This window comes from Aquiflexum gelatinilyticum (assembly GCF_024813435.1).
GTDB lineage: Bacteria > Bacteroidota > Bacteroidia > Cytophagales > Cyclobacteriaceae > Cognataquiflexum > Cognataquiflexum gelatinilyticum.
In genome coordinates this window covers 97,175-113,665 of sequence record NZ_JANAEZ010000010.1, presented here as the reverse complement: position 1 = coordinate 113,665, position 16,491 = coordinate 97,175, and the positions used below count along the sequence as shown (strand labels likewise).

The window sequence follows — 16,491 nt, the reverse complement described above, 5'->3', positions numbered from 1 at the left end:
ACCCTAGGAAAAAAGCCCCGAATTGGGCGAAATATTTATAGCCATGGGTAAGGTGCTAAACCTATTTTCCTGCTTTACCTGATCCCCATGCACCGCAGCCCATGGTAGAAATTGTAAGGAAGTAGGTATTTGGGTCACGGATTCCCTAAGTTGGAGAATCCCCAATACCGAAATGGGGAGAGAAGTCCCCAGATTAAAATTCCTATGGAGAAAAGCCCCAACCGGGGCGAAATATTTATAGCCATGGGTAAGGTGCTAAACCTATTTTCCTGCTTTATCTGATCCCCATGCACCGCAGCCCATGGTAGAAATTGTAAGGAACTAGATATTTCGGTCACGGATTCCCTAAGTTGGAGAATCTTAATTACCGAAATGGGGAGAGAAGTCCCCTGATTAAAATTCCTATGGAGAAAAGCCCCATCGGGGCGAAATATTTATAGCCATGGGTAAGGTGCTAAACCTATTTTCCTGCATTATCTGATCCCCATGCACCGCAGCCCATGGTAGAAATTGTAAGGAAGTAGGTATTTCGGTCACGGATTCCCTAAGTTGGAGAATCTTAATTACCGAAATGGGGAGAGAAGTCCCCAGATTAAAATTCCTATGGAGAAAAGCCCCATCGGGGCGAAATATTTATAGCCGTGGGTAAGGTGCTAAACCTATTTTCCTGCTTTATCTGATCCCCATGCACCGCAGCCCATGGTAGAAATTGTAAGGAAGTAGGTATTTCGGTCACAGATTCCCTAAGTTGGAGAATCCCCAATACCGAAATGGGGAGAGAAGTCCCCAGATTAAAATTCCTATGGAGAAAAGCCCCAACCGGGGCGAAATATTTATAGCCATGGGTAAGGTGCTAAACCTATTTTCCTGCTTTATCTGATCCCCATGCACCGCAGCCCATGGTAGAAATTGCAAGGAAGTAGTTATTTCGGTCACAGATTCCCTAAGTTGGAGAATCTTAATTACCGAAATGGGGAGGGAAGTCCCCAGATTAAAATTCCTATGTAGAAAAGCCCCATCGGGGCGAAATATTTAAAGCCATGGGTAAGGTGCTAAACCTATTTTCCTGCTTTATCTGATCTCCGCCGCGGCGGAGCGAAACATGAATAGCCCCGGGCAAGGTGCATCTCTGATTTTTATATACTCACCGATCCCTAAGCACCGCCGCCCGGGGTAATGCAAACGTGATGTCGCAGGTTTTTGGGAGCGAAAAGGTAAAGTACTGAATGGAGTTTCCACCAAAAACAGGGAAGGTAGAAAAGTCAATTCATTTTCAATTTCCTTCTTAAGATGGAAACAATCATCCATTTCGAACTTTAAGAAACTTAATAGTTTTACTCTAGATTTTTAAATATTGACTATTTTGGCTTTTTCGTAACTTTACAATATTAAGGTTTCCTTAAAACGAGCTTTTAACATTGCAATAAGTATAACCGTTTGAATACAAAAGACCATGAAAGTATTAATAGATATACCTGATAATGAAGCATCTTTCGCTATGAAAGTTTTAAAAAGCCTTTCTTTTGTAAAAAAAGCAAAGCCTATGAGTGATGCTACGGTGGATTTGTGGGAAGATTTAAATGAAGCTGCCAATGAAGTACGCCTACACAAACAAGGTAAACTAAAACTAAAAACGGCTCAAGATTTACTCAATGAGTTATAGTATTTTTCCGACCCATCGCTTTGAGAAGGAACTAAAACGATTGGCTAAAAAATTTCCATCACTCAAAAATGAGTTTGGGGAGCTGATTGCAAAAATTACTGCTAATCCCGAAGCCGGCACTTCCATTGGTAAAAACTGCTATAAAATTCGTTTGGCCATCGTTAGCAAAGGGAAAGGTAAAAGCGGAGGGGCAAGGGTTATCACTTACTTATACATTGATACCGAAACGGTTTATCTGCTTACCATTTATGACAAAGGCGAAAAATCCGATCTAAAACCAAATGAACTCAAAGATATGATTGATAGTTTGGAACTGGATGTATAAAATATAAACAAAACACTTCGAGATTCTGGGATCATTTCCAAACGCCTTGTCCTACACTTTTATCCTTCCCTCCACTACAATTGTCGGGATGCCATTGAACTAGCCAACCAAACACCCAAACGAAAGGTAATTCTTGGTAAAATGAATTACTCCCGACTGCTGTACGGGATCAAAATATAAAAAGGTAGGGGCGAGCGTAAAGAATAGCTTTGGTTAAGCTATTTAGCGAGTAGCCAGAATGCAGGGCAGGAAATCTACACCTAGCGGTTACACCTTTATAAGAGTAGAGTGGGAGATTTTAACAATGTTTAATCACTTTTCCTTTCTTTTGCAACTTTCTTTTGTATTTCATTTGGCATCTCAAAGTATTTTATTATTTGGCTTTTGTATACGTAGCCTATAATTGCTTTTATATCGTCTTTTCTTGATACCTGTACCCAATCGCTATTACTATTCGGTACATAATAAAAATATTCTTTGTCTGTAATCTTGTCAATGACCTTTGCTTCGTTTGAAGGTGCTTCCCTAACATTAGTATAACCGTCTTTGACATTAGAAATTCCTACCAACAATAATTTCTGTGTTGGGGATTCATTGCGTACTTTACTACCTAACAAGGCTCCATCACTTAACCATATATATTGAATAATTGTTGGTAAATCTTTTGAGCCTAATTCAAAATAAATTCTTTTTGCTCCTGAAAAAGACATTTCGATATAAACACCAAATTTTAGACCTTCATCAGATATTTCGGCTTTATCAATAATTTTGAATATTTCATCTTTAGAGAGTCCACCTGTCAGCTCCTTCAAATATGGTTTCATTTTCTTGAACATTCCTGAATCAAGAGTAGCGTCCCAATAAATTTCTGAAAGTTTTTGATTATTGGTCTTTTCGTTATACAATAAGGTATAAAAATTCTTAACTACATTTTTATAATCTTCTTGATACTCTTTGACCCAATCATTTTCTTGAGGTTGGGAGCAAGCAAAATATGGAATCCATAGAAAGAAAAGTAAAATTTTCATAGCTTGAATTATTTAGGGTTTACGATAAATAACATGAACAGGTATCGTACCATATGTTTTATTGTAATTGCTATACCTGTTATAGAAATCCATCAAATTAGTTCTATCCCCAATTAATCCAATACAACCCTCCGTACCCATCGATCTAGCTGGATGAATACGGATTAAACCCGTTTCCCGTTCTCTTAATGGATCATACCTATCAGGACCTAATGTTACTCTAAAACTCACATCATGTCTGCTATATTTAGGATTAGCTTCAGAGTTTAAGTATGTAGCATCCCAAGTTCCTTCAGGAATAGTATAATATTTAGGATCTCCGCTGCCACTTACGGCGGGATATGTTGCTATTACTTTGCCAGATGAATTATACCAAATTAGATTACCCTGTGTCCGGGTAGCATTCACAAACTTGGCTTCATACTGTAAATAATCACCTCCTCCACCTTTATCTCCTTGTAAATCGTCTTGAAAGCTATTATATAATGCCTCGGACTTTTCCTTAACTATTTGAGAATCTGTTTTTTTCTTAGATTCAATTCCTTTAGTCGTTCCTGAATAATTTCCATTTCCATCATCTCCGACATAACCACCAAATGTCACCTGTCCATCCAATGGTAAGGCCTCCATCCCATCAGGATCTATGACATTTAGAGGACTGTTTAGTGCATAGTTGTAAGGAGAAAGGCCTACAAACTTCTCCGCCAGCGGATCCACCACAAACCACCTTCCTATACTCGCATCGTACATCCTCGCCCCATAGTCAGAGAGGTTGATCCTGATGTGGTCATTGAATTCCTTGCCGTTATATAGGTACTTATTGGCCTTGATCCCCCCCAGAGTAGGAAACTTAAAATATAATCTTAAATTTTAAAGTGTCTGGACTAGATTCTTTTACGAGGTAAAGAATATCTGATTCAGAATTTTTAATAATAACATCACCAGGGGATATTATTGACTTAATGTAAATTCCTTCTTTTTGAGAATTAAGTGCTTTACCATTAACAGAAATCCCTAATTTCCTTCCGTCATCAATTTCAATAAAAACCGTATTGACGCTTTCTCTTAGCCTTAGACCATTGAAAGGATTTCTTAAGGCCAAAACTTTAGAATTGATTTCCTCTTTTTCCCCTATCGATGGATATTCGAAATTGACAGAATCCCTTTTTTTTCTCACCTCTAAATGGTCCCATCGTTGTTTCAACACCGCAAACAATATTAAAGCTGCTATGAAAATTAAATGAAAATATATTTGTTTCGGTTTCATTCTATTGGTTTAATTTCACCCTGATTATAAACTGCTGTACGAATCCCCACCGGGGTGTAGTCAAACGCCTGATGCTAGGACTGGGTGTAATTTGAAACTACACCCTTTTATCATATTCAATTTGTAATTGAATACAAATCAAAACCCTCAAATCGAAAGGTAATTGTAGTTTATTGAATTACGAATTCATTTCATCAAAAGCCGTAATTTCATCCATGATAGCCATCGGGATACGCCTAGGCAACTCCTTTTTTAAATTCAACCCCAAACTACACTCAGCGGGGGGCAAATTGCGATTTTATTCAAAACCAAAAAGAAATTTATATTTATTTCAAAATTCCAGTCTCAATAAATTTTTCTATGTTCTCAATCCTTAAGGGTTGTTTTTGAAGGTCAAAACACTTAAGAAAAAGCTTAGAAAGCGCATAAAACAAATCAAAAGGTTCTGATCCTTTGTCAAATCGGGATAAATCTAATTGCTTTACGTCGATTGAAAAATCATATATTAGTTGATTTAAGAAATCATCTAAATCATCACCATAAATTTGGATATCTATAAGGGATACATCTCTCCTCACGAGACTAGCATCAATTTTGTATCTAGTGTTTAGATAATTTTTCAAACATTCAAACGTATTTTCCATTTTTTAACTAATTTTCAAAATACTCACCCGGTTGTAGCCAGACGCTTGATGCTAAGACTGGGTCGGATTTGTAATCCCACCTTTTTATCCTTTCCAATTTGTAATTGGACTATGTACCCAAACACCCAAAATTAATGTATTTCTTGGCAACTTGAATTACTCCCGACTGCTGTACGGGATCAAAAAATAAAAAGGTATGGGCGATCGAAAAGAATCGCTTTGGTTAAGCTATGTAGTGAGTAGGCAAAATGCAGGGCAGGAAACCTCCACCTAGCACCTAGCAATTCTTAACTCAGTGTGGAAGTTTGGCACTCTTTTACAATATATTCAAACTTTGCTCTTTTATTTTTTCAAGCTCATCTTTCATCACCACCACACTTCTTTGGATCATCGCATCATTGGCTTTGGATCCGATGGTATTAATTTCTCTGCCTAATTCTTGACTGATGAATCCCAGCTTTTTGCCTTGACTGTCTCCCGCTCTAAGGTTCTTTTCAAAATAATCAAGATGAGATTCCAACCTGACGATTTCTTCGGTGATATCAATTTTCTCAAAATAATAAATCAGTTCCTGTTCCAGCCTGTTGTGGTCAAAGCTATTCTCCTCCATCCAATCCCTGAAATTACCCTTGATTCTTTCCCTGATCCTGCTTTTTCTCTCCGGATCTTGGGTTTTGACTGTATCCAAACCTTCCCTGATGACAGCTAGGTTTTCCAAAAATTTACTTTCCAAAGTATTGCCTTCATCTTTTCTGAAAGCATCGCAATGCCTCAGGGCTTTTTCAATTATCTTCTTTACAATTTCCCATTCATCTGTATCCGTTTTCTTTTCCACATTGGAATTGAGCACTTGTGGGGATTGTAAGGCCAATTTGAATAAGTCGGGGGAACTCGTCTGAGTCTTTTCAGCAAGATTTTGATAGGTTTTATAATAGGCCAAAAACAAATCCTCGTTGACAGCAACCGGCATTTCGGCTGCAGATTTGTAAGAAAAATCAAGGTTTAGATTCACCTTCCCTCTTTCAAGAACCGCACTTACCAAGTTTCGGATTTCTAGTTCCTTGTCCGAAAACTGCTTTGGGGACCGGATCGAAAGGTCCAAAAATTTTGAATTGAGGGTTTTTACCTCGACACTGACTACATAACTGTCATCTTCAAAACCGGCCAAACCATAGCCTGTCATTGACTTTATCATAAAATTTTTCTTGTGATTAGAAATTGTAGCCCAAGGTAACGTAAAATTTCAACTCATCGGTTTGGTAATTTCTGATGGGTCTAGCTACATCAAACTTAAAGTAATAATTGAGCAGAACAGTCCTGAGACCAGCACCATAGCTTTGGAGCCAAGGGTTGTTGAAATTGTTCAGTGTAATCACAAAAGGCGAACCCGGAGTGGTGATGATCTCCGTATTCTGGTCATTGACCCTTTCCCAAGGTGCAGCATCATTCCATGCAGATCCTACATCATAGAAAGCAACCATCTGGAAGTTCTTTACAAAATTGGAAGTGATATTTCCCCTTGACAGGTATGAAAACAAAGGAATCCTCAATTCTGTAGTAAATGTAACGACATTTCGGCCTCTAATTTCATCAAACAAGTAACCCCTGAGGTCTACAAAATCCGCAAAGAGGATATTTGAATTTTCCACTCCTCCCGGATTTCTGACGGGAGATTGCTCAGGTCTATTGGATGGTGGCTGGTAAAACTCGTTGAAGAGCCAATTGTCCATTCCCCCGACAAGATAATTTTGGGGATTTTTTCCAAAAAAGGAGCCCCCAAACAATCTTGTTGCCAAAATGAGGTTTTTATGAATAACTTGGTAATTCCTGAAATCAAGGTAGAAATTGGAGAAAGACCTGGATGCATTATTCAATCCCTGATAATGAACAACTCCCATCTTTGCTTTAGCACCTCTTTGGGTATATAATCCCAACTGCTGTGTTTTATCATAGACAAATTCAAACCTTCCACCTGCATAAGTAACATCAAACCTGTTTTGGTCAGGGTCCTGAGCACGGATGATGGAGTCGGAATTGAGGTTGAAGTATTGGGTTTTGGCAATCAAAGGCGCTGCCGTCACCCTTGAGTGAACATTGAATGGGTAGGAAAATCCAAACTCTATTTTATTCAAAACATATTTTTGGAATACAATCCGGTCAAACTCCTCAATCTGAATTGACCTCCTATCATACCTCAGTGAAAAATCAATCCGCTGTTTTAGGTATTCGTATTCGAAGAATACGTCGCTTCCGGACCTGAAATCCAAAGGAAACATGATGCCTCCTTTGAAATTATGGTTATCGAGAATGTCAGTCATCCTACCCGATAAGGCCAATCCAAATCCCCGTAATGGATCGACTACCCAATCTGTACTCAGATTGGAAGTGATAAATTGCGGAGTCATTCTGACCGGACCTGTAATTCTCTTCTGAAGACTTTGCCTCCTGAAATTTTCCAACATGTTACCTCTTCCTGAGGATTGTCCGAGAGTTGGTGACTGCTGTGCTGAGGCAGGTTTGGGCACCGTGTCAAAAGCATAATTCTCTGTATCTATCCCACCTTTTCTTTCAAATCTCAGCCTGTCTGTATTGATACTTCCTGTGAGACTCTTAGGTGCAGGGATAGAGTCCTTGGCTGCTTGCTGCTGTTTTGGATCGTTGGCAGGTGGTGTGGTGAGCATCAAGTCTTCCAACCTGACATTCAAAACTGAATCCCTTTTCACTGTGGGTTGTTCGGCACGACGGGTAAGTTCTACCGTCGGCTTCTTACCTGCCCCGTCGATTTCTGATCTCCTTGATGAAATCCTCTCGGAGAGTGTCTTGGCCTGGGAAAGCTGGATTCTTGGTGTACTAGGCGTAAACTGGTCGACGTTGGAATAGCTTTCAATGACTAACCTGCTTTGGTTTCCATCCCTGTACGAATAGGCGACCTTGTTTATTTTGGAAGAATAATCAAATGCTTCGAGACTCTTATTGAAAGCAGTCATCTGACTTGAAATTCCATTTGACACAGTCAGTCGCATCATGTTATTGATCCCGCTCTGGTCACTAAGGAAGAGAATATTGTTCCCGTTGAGGACTCGAGGCCTGGTATTTTTATTGTTGAGGTTGGTAAGTTTCGTGATTTTCAAGGAATCCCAAAGATCAACTTGAAACAGGTTGAAGTAATCAGGAAGGATTTTGACATCCGGTGTTTTTGTTAGCGCCGAATCAGGGAGTTGCACAAAGTTGGAGGAATAGATAATGGTGGAATCATTCAAAAACATCGGGGTGATGTTGTCAAAAACATCATTTGTGATCCTTTTTCCTACTCCCCTGACATTGAGAGAATAAACATCTGTTTTTCCGTTGGCGATGGAGGAAAGCACCATATTCTTTCCTGTAGAATTGAAATCCAAGCTAAGAACCTGTGTAATATTCCTTAAAAATATCTTGTCTTGACTTGAACCGTCAATGGCCCTTGACCTTAGAGTCGTCGTTCCTCTTTTGAAAGTGGCAATGGCTAAATTAAGAGTGTCTTTCCAGGCGATAACCGGAACTGTGAGGTTTATTGGCTGATCCACAGAAACAGCCCCACCGGAAAAAACGGTCATTTCCCTACCGTCGGCGAGATTCCTTACCTGCACTTTGTATTTGCCTCCACTGTTGATTACATAAGCAAGATGCTTGGCGTCCGGACTAAATTTGATGTCATTGATGATGCCAAGGTAGGATTCTGAAGTCTCTGCTATTTCGTTGCCAGTATTGATATCTTTGAAAGTATTGAAAACCTGCTGGTTGGTACCGACATAAAACTGCTTCCACTGATCCTGAAATACTCTGTAGTTAAGTCCGATGGTATTGGCAATACTGTTTTCTTCATTCCGGTTGATCCTTGAAAGGTTAAGGATACTGGATATGTAACGCCTTCCATATTTCTCAACAATAAAATTCCAAATAGACTGTCCGACAAGTCCAGCCTCCCTACTTTTTAACTTATGGAGTTTGGTATTTTTTTCTTCTTTGAAATAGTGCCTGACAAAGTCGTCCATTTCCATACTCCATCCATGGGCGAGATACATGGCTACACCGTCTATGTACCATTCCGGAAAGCTGTTGATCAGGTTGGATTGAAATGCATCCGCAATGGTAGACCCATATAGCATTTCTTCGATAATCACTTTAGAAGTGGTGTAGATCAATTCCCGTTTGAAACTTTCCCAAGTTCCCGGAAAAGCCACTTCTCCGATCAGTTTGCTGAAAAAGGTCTGTCCGTCGATGGTAAATTCATCTTTATTCAGGTCGACGTTGCTTTGGAGGATTTCCTCAGGAGAATTGTAAATGAAAATTTTCGGTTTGGTGTAGGCCACATAGCCTATCAATTGGGTAAGTCGTTCGAATTCACTCTCAAGGTAATCAATGGCCATTTTGGCATTGTTCATCCCCCCGTCATAATAATAAACTTCGAAGTTGTTGGAGCTGTAGTAGTACCATTCAATATTTTTGTGTTGGATTCGGTTTTTACCGAATTTATCCCCATTGAACTGTGCTAAAGACAGCAATGGGAGCTGCAAAAAGAAGATTGATAAGACTAAGAATACGATCTTATTTTTCATCTAACCTGATTCACTTGGGTTTTAAATATACTTAAAAATTTGAATTATGTTTTTTTAATCCTGTCAATGTTTACTTCTTTTTCAGGTTGGTCACCATTTAAAAGCATTTCAACCATCATTTTGCTGTAAAAGGGAATCAAAGATACGCCTTTCGCACCAAAACCATTGAAAATATAAACGCCCGAAACAGCAGGATGTTCACCTAAAAATGGTTTTCGATCTTTTGTGGCAGGCCGGATCCCATAGCGGTGATTTTGGATGGATTGAACCGGTGCAGGCACAAGTTTCTCCAGTTTGTCCAACAATTCATTTTTGGCATTTTCGGTAGGTCCCTGATCCAAGTCATGCCAAGTGTAGGTAGAGCCCACTCTTTGATTTCCATTGGGCAGAGAAATCCTGAAAACCCCACGGTTTATGATTTCCTCCGGATAAAAATCTTGAACCAAATCAAGAATTTCACCCTTTACTGGAGCAAAAGGCAAAAAGGAAAAATACCGGCTTTTCATTGCACCTAGTCCGTTGCAATAAACAATTCCCTTTGCGTAAAGTCCTTGATAATTAAATCCACCTTCCTGGACTTCAAGAAAATCCTCCTCAAATTTTTCCTCCAATAGGAGGTTATTATTCTTTAAATATGCCGAATAAGCACTCAGGAGTGTATTGATGTCTAGATACCCTGAGTTTTTCAAAAGGATTCCTCCAAATGGATTGATAGCTTCGGGATAAACTTCTTTGGAGAATATCTTTTCAAAATAAGGTTCGAATCCTGGTTCGCCTGTTTTTCCCATCCATTCATTTTGCTCCTCTATATTCAAAAAAGGACGGTAAATGTTTTTTCGGTAAAGAAATGTGGTCCCGAGAAGCTCCTCCAGTTCAGAATAAAGCGGTTCAATCTCCGGAAAAAGCAAATCTGCATTCCAGGTTTTCACCATCTTTTTCCCTGTGATCGGATTGTACAGACCTGCAGCAATGCGACTGCTTTGATTGGCAGAAGGCAGGTCAATGACTGCCACTTTTTTGCCAAGCTGCAATAATCTATGTGACAATACCGTGCCTGCCAATCCCTGACCGATAAGTAAAAAATCAACTTCCATGGTCAAAATTAGTTTCTTTATTCGTTATTTTGAGGTGATTATAAAAAGATTTCCCATGCTGCAGATCAAAACATTCACTTTCAATCCCTTTTACGAAAACACCTACATTCTTTTTGATGAGACGAAAGAGGCGATAATTTTTGATCCGGGATGTTTTGAGAAAAAAGAAAAAGAAATCCTCAGCAGCTTCATCCAAGCTGAAGGCCTTAGGGTCACCAAATTGGTCAATACACATTGTCATATAGACCATGTTTTGGGAAATGCATTTGTCAAAAACACCTTTAAAGTTCCGCTTTGTATTCACCAAAATGAAATTCCGGTTCTCAAATCGGTTAAAGTCTACGCACCTAATTACGGTTTTGCGGGATATGAAGAAGCTGAACCGGATGCCTTCATAGATGAAAAACAAAAACTGACCATCGGAAATCAATCTTTGGACATCCTCTTCGTCCCCGGCCATGCTCCGGGACATTTGGTATTTTACCATAAGCCTTCAGGAATATGCATTGCAGGTGACACCTTGTTTCAGGGAAGTATCGGAAGAACAGACCTTCCTGGCGGTGACCATCAGACACTTTTGTCTTCAATCAGGCGGGAGTTGTTCAACCTGCCGGAAGAAACTACCGTATACCCCGGTCATGGGCCGGAAACTACCATAGGAGAAGAGAAAGAAAACAACCCATTTGTTGGCAAACGGGCCAGAATCTAAATGATCAAGCAACATATTCCCAACGCACTTACTTCCTTAAATCTTGCCTCCGGCATGGCAGGTATTCTTTTTGTCCTTGACGGCCAACTTGATTATAGTGCTTATTTGATTTTCTTGGCAGCTTTATTTGATTTTTTGGATGGGTTTGTGGCCAGAATCTTAAAGGTTAGCAGTGAGATTGGAAAGCAGCTTGACTCCTTGGCTGATATGGTGACTTTTGGTGTTCTCCCGGCCTTTATCTTGTTTTCCTTGATCGAATCCAACTCGGACAATACCTATCTCCCATACACCGCCTTTCTGATCGGTATATTTTCTGCCCTGAGATTGGCCAAATTCAACATAGACCTCCGACAATCTGAAAGATTCATTGGTGTTCCTACGCCGGCAAATGCCTTATTCATCAGTACCCTTCCTTTTCTTTCAGAAAAATCTCCCTTTTTCGGTAATCTATTGTCCAACCCAACAGTCCTTGTTGCCATTGGACTTATCATGTCGTATTTGTTGATTGCTGAGCTTCCCTTGGTTGCTTTGAAATTCAAAGATTTCTCATTTTCCAAAAACATCTTCAGGTATTTGGTGGTGGCTTCAGCCCTTATCTCGCTCATCCTCTTTGGGATAGCAGGTATTCCTTTTGCAATTATTTTGTATATTGCGCTCTCAATTACAGAGGCATTAATCACCAGGAATGCTTGACAAGCAAATTAAAATCCTTTTTTCAGCAGGAATAACATTCATTCAGCTGTTCGTTTTCTTTGGATCTCTAGCCCAGACCCAAGACTTGTACTTTAAATTTCCAATCCTGGAGCCCGGTGTATATAAGGTAAGTGAAGGTCAGCTAAAAAATTTGGGTTTTAATAATGCCGGAGAGGTTTCAATATTTGGAAACCCCGGAATGTTACCACAAAAACTCGATAGCCTGCAACTTACCTTACAGGAAATCCCTTCCAAAATCATCGGAAATGATGTTTTTTTCTTTGCCTATGGCCCGGATCAAATCATTGTAAACGAAGACGGAGTAAATTTTCAACCTCACTTATATTCAGATACACTTTTTTATATGGTGGGAAATAAAATCAAAGGAAATGAGATTCTGGAAGGTAATAATCCACCTGCAGGTCCTATAGCTGGAGAAAACTTATTTTTGATCCAAAGCAAAAAATGGGAGGAAACAAACTTGTTGAATTCAGGCAGGGCTTGGTATTCCCAACCTTTGTTTATAGGGCAATCCTTGACATTTTCTTTTGAGCTTCCTAGTGGCCAAAGTGGCCCTTCTAAAATAAAACTGGGATTGATGTCACAGTCATTGGCTGATAATGTATTCCGGGTTTTTGCAGGAGGACAAAATATCGGACAAAGCACCATCTTGCCAATCCCAAATACCACATATGGAATCAAAGGCAGGGAAAAATCAGAGGAGTTTGAAATTCCGGAATCCACTGCATCGAAGATGGATTTTCGTGTAAATTACCAAAGTCCAAATCCCAATGGTACCGGCTATTTGGACTATGCACTTTTGGCCACACCTTATCCATCAGATAAAATCGGATCGGGATTATTTTATAATCTTGATGGGGATAATTCTTTTTCATTTTCTACAGCAAAAACCACGTGGAAAATCAAAAATACTTATGAGATCACCGAAGAATCCGACCGTATTTTCCTTGGAAAAGGTGAAATGGTTGTAGCATTTGAGCCAAATGGCGTAAAGGCAATCACAGATTTCGAATTGGCCAATACAAGTTTGAGAACAGACGACTCAGATCCCCAATTGTTGATCATCACCCATAAATCACTTCTTTCCCAAGCGCAGCGGCTTTCCTCCCACAAAAACCAAAAAGGAATCCAGAGTTCAGTAGTTGTATTGGAGGATATTTATGACAGCTTTGGATATGGCAATCGGGATGTGACAGCCATCAGAAACCTGATCGCATTTCATTTTCATTATTCCGGAGGATTAAAGAATGTCTTGTTTTTTGGTAAAGGAACCTATGATTACAAATCGAAACAGGGTGGCCGACCAAATTTAGTGCCGACCTATAGCTCGCGGAATAGCCTGAATCCTCTGACTACTTACAGTTCAGATGATTTCTTTGGATTTGTTGATTGGGGACAAGGTCAGTGGGACGAATCAAATGCCGGAGATGAGCAATTGCAAATCGGCGTAGGAAGGATTCCTGCAATTTCCGTCAGCGAAGCAGGAGAAATGGTCAATAAAATAATCGCCTATGAAAATGGGGAGAATAACCGTGGTGAGTGGAAAAGGAATCTGGCTTTTTTTGCTGATGATGCTGACAACAATATTCACCTCAGGGACGCCGAGGTTCATTACGGGTATTTGTCCAAAAACCATCCCGAATACCTGATTAAAAAACTTTATTTGGACAGGTTTGAGCAGCAGAGATCAGGGTCAGCCCAAAGTTCTCCTTTAGCCAAAGCAGCCCTAAAGTCCACAATTGAAGAGGGGGTTTTGATACTTAATTACATCGGGCATGGCAATGAAACTGTCCTTACTGCGGAAAGGGTCTTTACAGTTTCGGATCTATATGACTGGCCTGAAAACCCACTTCTTCCATTGATTGTGACGGCTACCTGCGAATTTGGAAGGCATGACAGTCCTTTTATCAGGTCAGGTGCTGAAGAGTTTTTGTTTGCCGAAAAAAAGGGAGCAATAGGCCTGCTCACCACAGGCAGACCGGTATTCAGTTCAGTCAATTTTGCATTGAATACCGCTTTTGTGGAATCTGTTTTTGAAAAAGACAACGGCGAAACCCGCGACTTGGGAGAGATTTTTAGACTTACCAAAAACAACAGCTTAAACGGACCTTTTAACCGGAATTTTTCTTTGCTTGGGGATCCGTCGCTGAAGTTGGCCATACCCGAATTGACCACACAGACAGACCCTGTTTGGGATGTCGTACTGGAAACCGAGACCGATACTTTACGGGCTTTACAGCGAATTCAGATCAAAGGAAAAATAATCGACCCACTTACAGGAGCCATACTTCCTACAAGTAGCGGGACTTATGATATCCAAATTACGGACAAAGCCCAAACCATCACCTCTCTTGGGGACGAAAGTCCACCTACTGAATTTTTAGAAGAAGTCAATGTTTTGTTCAGAGGAAAGGGCGAAGTCAAAGACGGTGAGTTTATCTCGGATGTTTTTATCCCCAAAAATATTGACAGTAATATTGGGACTGCAAAAATCCGGTTATTTGCGAGTCTAAATCAGGGAGATGAAGCAATCGGTGCCATCCAAATCCCAATCGGCGGCACGGCATCCTACACCTCTAATGACAAACTTGGACCTGATATTGCACTTCGTTTTGGACAAAACCAATCAGATGCTAGCGGATCATTTCCTTTTTCAAACCTTCCGCTGACAATTTTGTTGGAGGATGAAAGTGGAATCAATATTTCTTCCCAAGATAATGGCCAAGACATCGAGTTGACTATCAATGACCAAAGTCCCATAATCCTCAATCAATTTTTCAAAGCCAAAAACAATGGATTTGAACTAGGAGAAATCAACACATTGTTAGCTGATCTAAAAGAAGGTAAAAACACAATTACCGTATCCGCATGGGATAATGTCGGAAATAGTTCGGAAATGACCCAAGAAATAGAAATCAAGGGCTCTTTACAATTAAAGATCTTAGAGCATGGTACTTACCCAAATCCGACCACAGAAAGCAGCAAATTTAGAGTTGCGCACAATAGGCCTAATGAGACAATCAACCTTGAATTAAAAATTTATTCTATTTACGGCAGTGAAATATTTTCAATGCAGCGCCGTTATGTAGAAGCTGATTTTTTACTGGATGGAATCGAATGGAATTTTTTCCGTTCAACAACCAAATATCCCGTAAAAGGAACTTATATTTACACCCTAATGCTCATTTCAGAAAAAGACAATTCATCTGAAACAAAGAGCGGAAAAATTATCATTCAATGAAAATACAGATGAAAACCCTTGTCACCCTATCGATTTTTTCAGGGATATTCCTATTTACATTTCATGTATCAGGTCAAAACGGCCCAATTGTATCCGGCCAAGATCCGACCCGGCGAGTAATTACCACCGCAGTTCCTTTTTTGAATTTTGCGCCTGACAGCAGACATTCTGCCATGGGAGATGCCGGAGTGGCCACAAGCCCTGATGCTTTTTCCGCACATTGGAATGCCGGTAAATTATCCTTTATCGACAATGATATGGGCGTTTCACTTTCTTATTCCCCTTGGTTGGGCAGGCTGGTCAATGACATGTCCTTGAGCTACCTGACTTTCTACAGAAAAATCGATGACAAATCCGCTTGGGGTTTTGACTTGAGGTATTTCAACATGGGGGACATCCAATTGACTGATGGAAGAGGAAATGAACTTGGAGAATTTACCCCAAGAGATATCGCTGTGGGTGGAACATACTCCCGAAAATTATCAGAGAAATTGGGTTTGGGTATATCCGCAAGATTTATCCATTCTAACCTTTCGGGCAATATTTCTTCCGCCGGCGGTGCAGAAAGCAGACCGGGTGTTACCATTGGAACAGACGTTGGTCTTTATTACAATACTGAAGTGCTGTCTGGAAATAAAACCGGAGAATTTTCTTGGGGTGTTGCGATCAATAATATTGGTCCAAAAATCACTTACAACAGTGCGGATGATCTGGATTTTATCCCAACCAATTTCAGGATAGGAACAGCTTATCTGATGAATTTAAATGAATACAATTCATTGACTTTCACCTTAGATTTCAATAAGCTGATGGTTCCAAGTCCTCCGATTTTATTGAGAGATGAAAACGGTGTATTGGTAACTGACGACAATGGGGATTTTATAATTGAAAGTGGTAGAGATCCAAATAGACCATTGATTAATGGAATGTTTACTTCCTTTTTTGATGCTCCGGGAGGATTCAGTGAAGAATTGCAAGAAGTCATGATTTCTTTTGGTGTTGAATATATTTATAATAATGTTTTTGCATTAAGAACGGGTTATTTCTATGAAAATCCGAACAAGGGTGGAAGAAGGTATTTTACAATGGGTTTTGGAATTGATTACAACAAGCTTGGATTTGATTTTTCCTACTTGGTACCACAGGTACAAAACCATCCCCTTGCAGAAACTTTGAGGTTGTCTCTTTCCTATAATATTGCCGGAAAATAA

At 39.9% G+C, this 16,491-nt stretch carries 13 protein-coding genes; 6 read left to right on the top strand and 7 right to left on the bottom strand.

Features of this window, described 5'->3' with window-relative positions:
* Positions 1-1,453 precede the first annotated feature (1,453 nt).
* Positions 1,454-1,663: a hypothetical protein gene (locus tag NK987_RS18700; protein WP_259265101.1), complete on the top strand. Its 210-nt coding sequence runs from the start codon at positions 1,454-1,456 to the stop codon at positions 1,661-1,663.
* Positions 1,653-1,988 carry a type II toxin-antitoxin system RelE family toxin gene (locus NK987_RS18695; RefSeq protein WP_259265100.1) on the top strand — a complete coding sequence of 112 codons (336 nt, stop codon included), beginning with the start codon at positions 1,653-1,655 and terminating at the stop codon, positions 1,986-1,988. Before NK987_RS18700 ends, NK987_RS18695 begins: the two co-directional genes overlap by 11 nt.
* 308 nt (positions 1,989-2,296) lie before the next feature.
* Here the strand turns inward: NK987_RS18695 and NK987_RS18690 are convergent, their stop codons facing one another.
* The 7 genes from NK987_RS18690 to NK987_RS18660 all read right to left on the bottom strand — a co-directional run bounded on the left by NK987_RS18690 (position 2,297) and on the right by NK987_RS18660 (position 10,616).
* A complete protein-coding gene (locus NK987_RS18690) occupies positions 2,297-3,016 on the bottom strand; it encodes an SH3 domain-containing protein (protein ID WP_259265099.1) in 720 nt (239 codons plus the stop codon).
* Between the two features lie 12 nt (positions 3,017-3,028).
* Positions 3,029-3,847 (bottom strand): RHS repeat-associated core domain-containing protein, encoded by an 819-nt coding sequence (locus tag NK987_RS18685; RefSeq protein ID WP_259265148.1) that lies wholly within the window; start codon positions 3,845-3,847, stop codon positions 3,029-3,031.
* Positions 3,848-3,866: 19 nt separating this feature from the next.
* Positions 3,867-4,283, bottom strand: coding sequence for a hypothetical protein (locus tag NK987_RS18680; protein WP_259265098.1), 417 nt, complete (start codon positions 4,281-4,283; stop codon positions 3,867-3,869).
* Positions 4,284-4,609: 326 nt separating this feature from the next.
* Positions 4,610-4,927: a DUF1493 family protein gene (locus NK987_RS18675; RefSeq protein WP_259265097.1), complete on the bottom strand. Its 318-nt coding sequence runs from the start codon at positions 4,925-4,927 to the stop codon at positions 4,610-4,612.
* A gap of 316 nt (positions 4,928-5,243) precedes the next feature.
* Positions 5,244-6,122 carry a YicC/YloC family endoribonuclease gene (locus tag NK987_RS18670; protein ID WP_259265096.1) on the bottom strand — a complete coding sequence of 293 codons (879 nt, stop codon included), beginning with the start codon at positions 6,120-6,122 and terminating at the stop codon, positions 5,244-5,246.
* A 16-nt stretch (positions 6,123-6,138) separates the two neighbouring features.
* Entirely contained in the window at positions 6,139-9,522 is a 3,384-nt protein-coding gene (locus NK987_RS18665) for a biopolymer transporter Tol (RefSeq protein WP_259265095.1), read from the bottom strand.
* A gap of 44 nt (positions 9,523-9,566) precedes the next feature.
* Positions 9,567-10,616, bottom strand: coding sequence for an NAD(P)/FAD-dependent oxidoreductase (locus NK987_RS18660; RefSeq protein WP_259265094.1), 1,050 nt, complete (start codon positions 10,614-10,616; stop codon positions 9,567-9,569).
* Between the two features lie 55 nt (positions 10,617-10,671).
* Here NK987_RS18660 and NK987_RS18655 point away from each other — a divergent pair, with 55 nt between their 5' ends.
* The 4 genes from NK987_RS18655 to porV are packed head-to-tail and all read left to right on the top strand — an operon-like array spanning position 10,672 to position 16,491.
* A complete protein-coding gene (locus NK987_RS18655; RefSeq protein ID WP_259265093.1) occupies positions 10,672-11,325 on the top strand; it encodes an MBL fold metallo-hydrolase in 654 nt (217 codons plus the stop codon).
* Positions 11,326-12,018: a CDP-diacylglycerol--serine O-phosphatidyltransferase gene (pssA, locus tag NK987_RS18650; RefSeq protein ID WP_259265092.1), complete on the top strand. Its 693-nt coding sequence runs from the start codon at positions 11,326-11,328 to the stop codon at positions 12,016-12,018.
* Complete coding sequence (gene porU, locus NK987_RS18645; RefSeq protein WP_259265091.1) at positions 12,011-15,280, top strand: type IX secretion system sortase PorU; 3,270 nt, start codon at positions 12,011-12,013, stop codon at positions 15,278-15,280. Before pssA ends, porU begins: the two co-directional genes overlap by 8 nt.
* On the top strand, positions 15,277-16,491 hold the full coding sequence (gene porV / locus NK987_RS18640; RefSeq protein ID WP_258425113.1) for a type IX secretion system outer membrane channel protein PorV: 1,215 nt from the start codon (positions 15,277-15,279) through the stop codon (positions 16,489-16,491). The genes porU and porV overlap by 4 nt, the downstream gene beginning before the upstream one ends.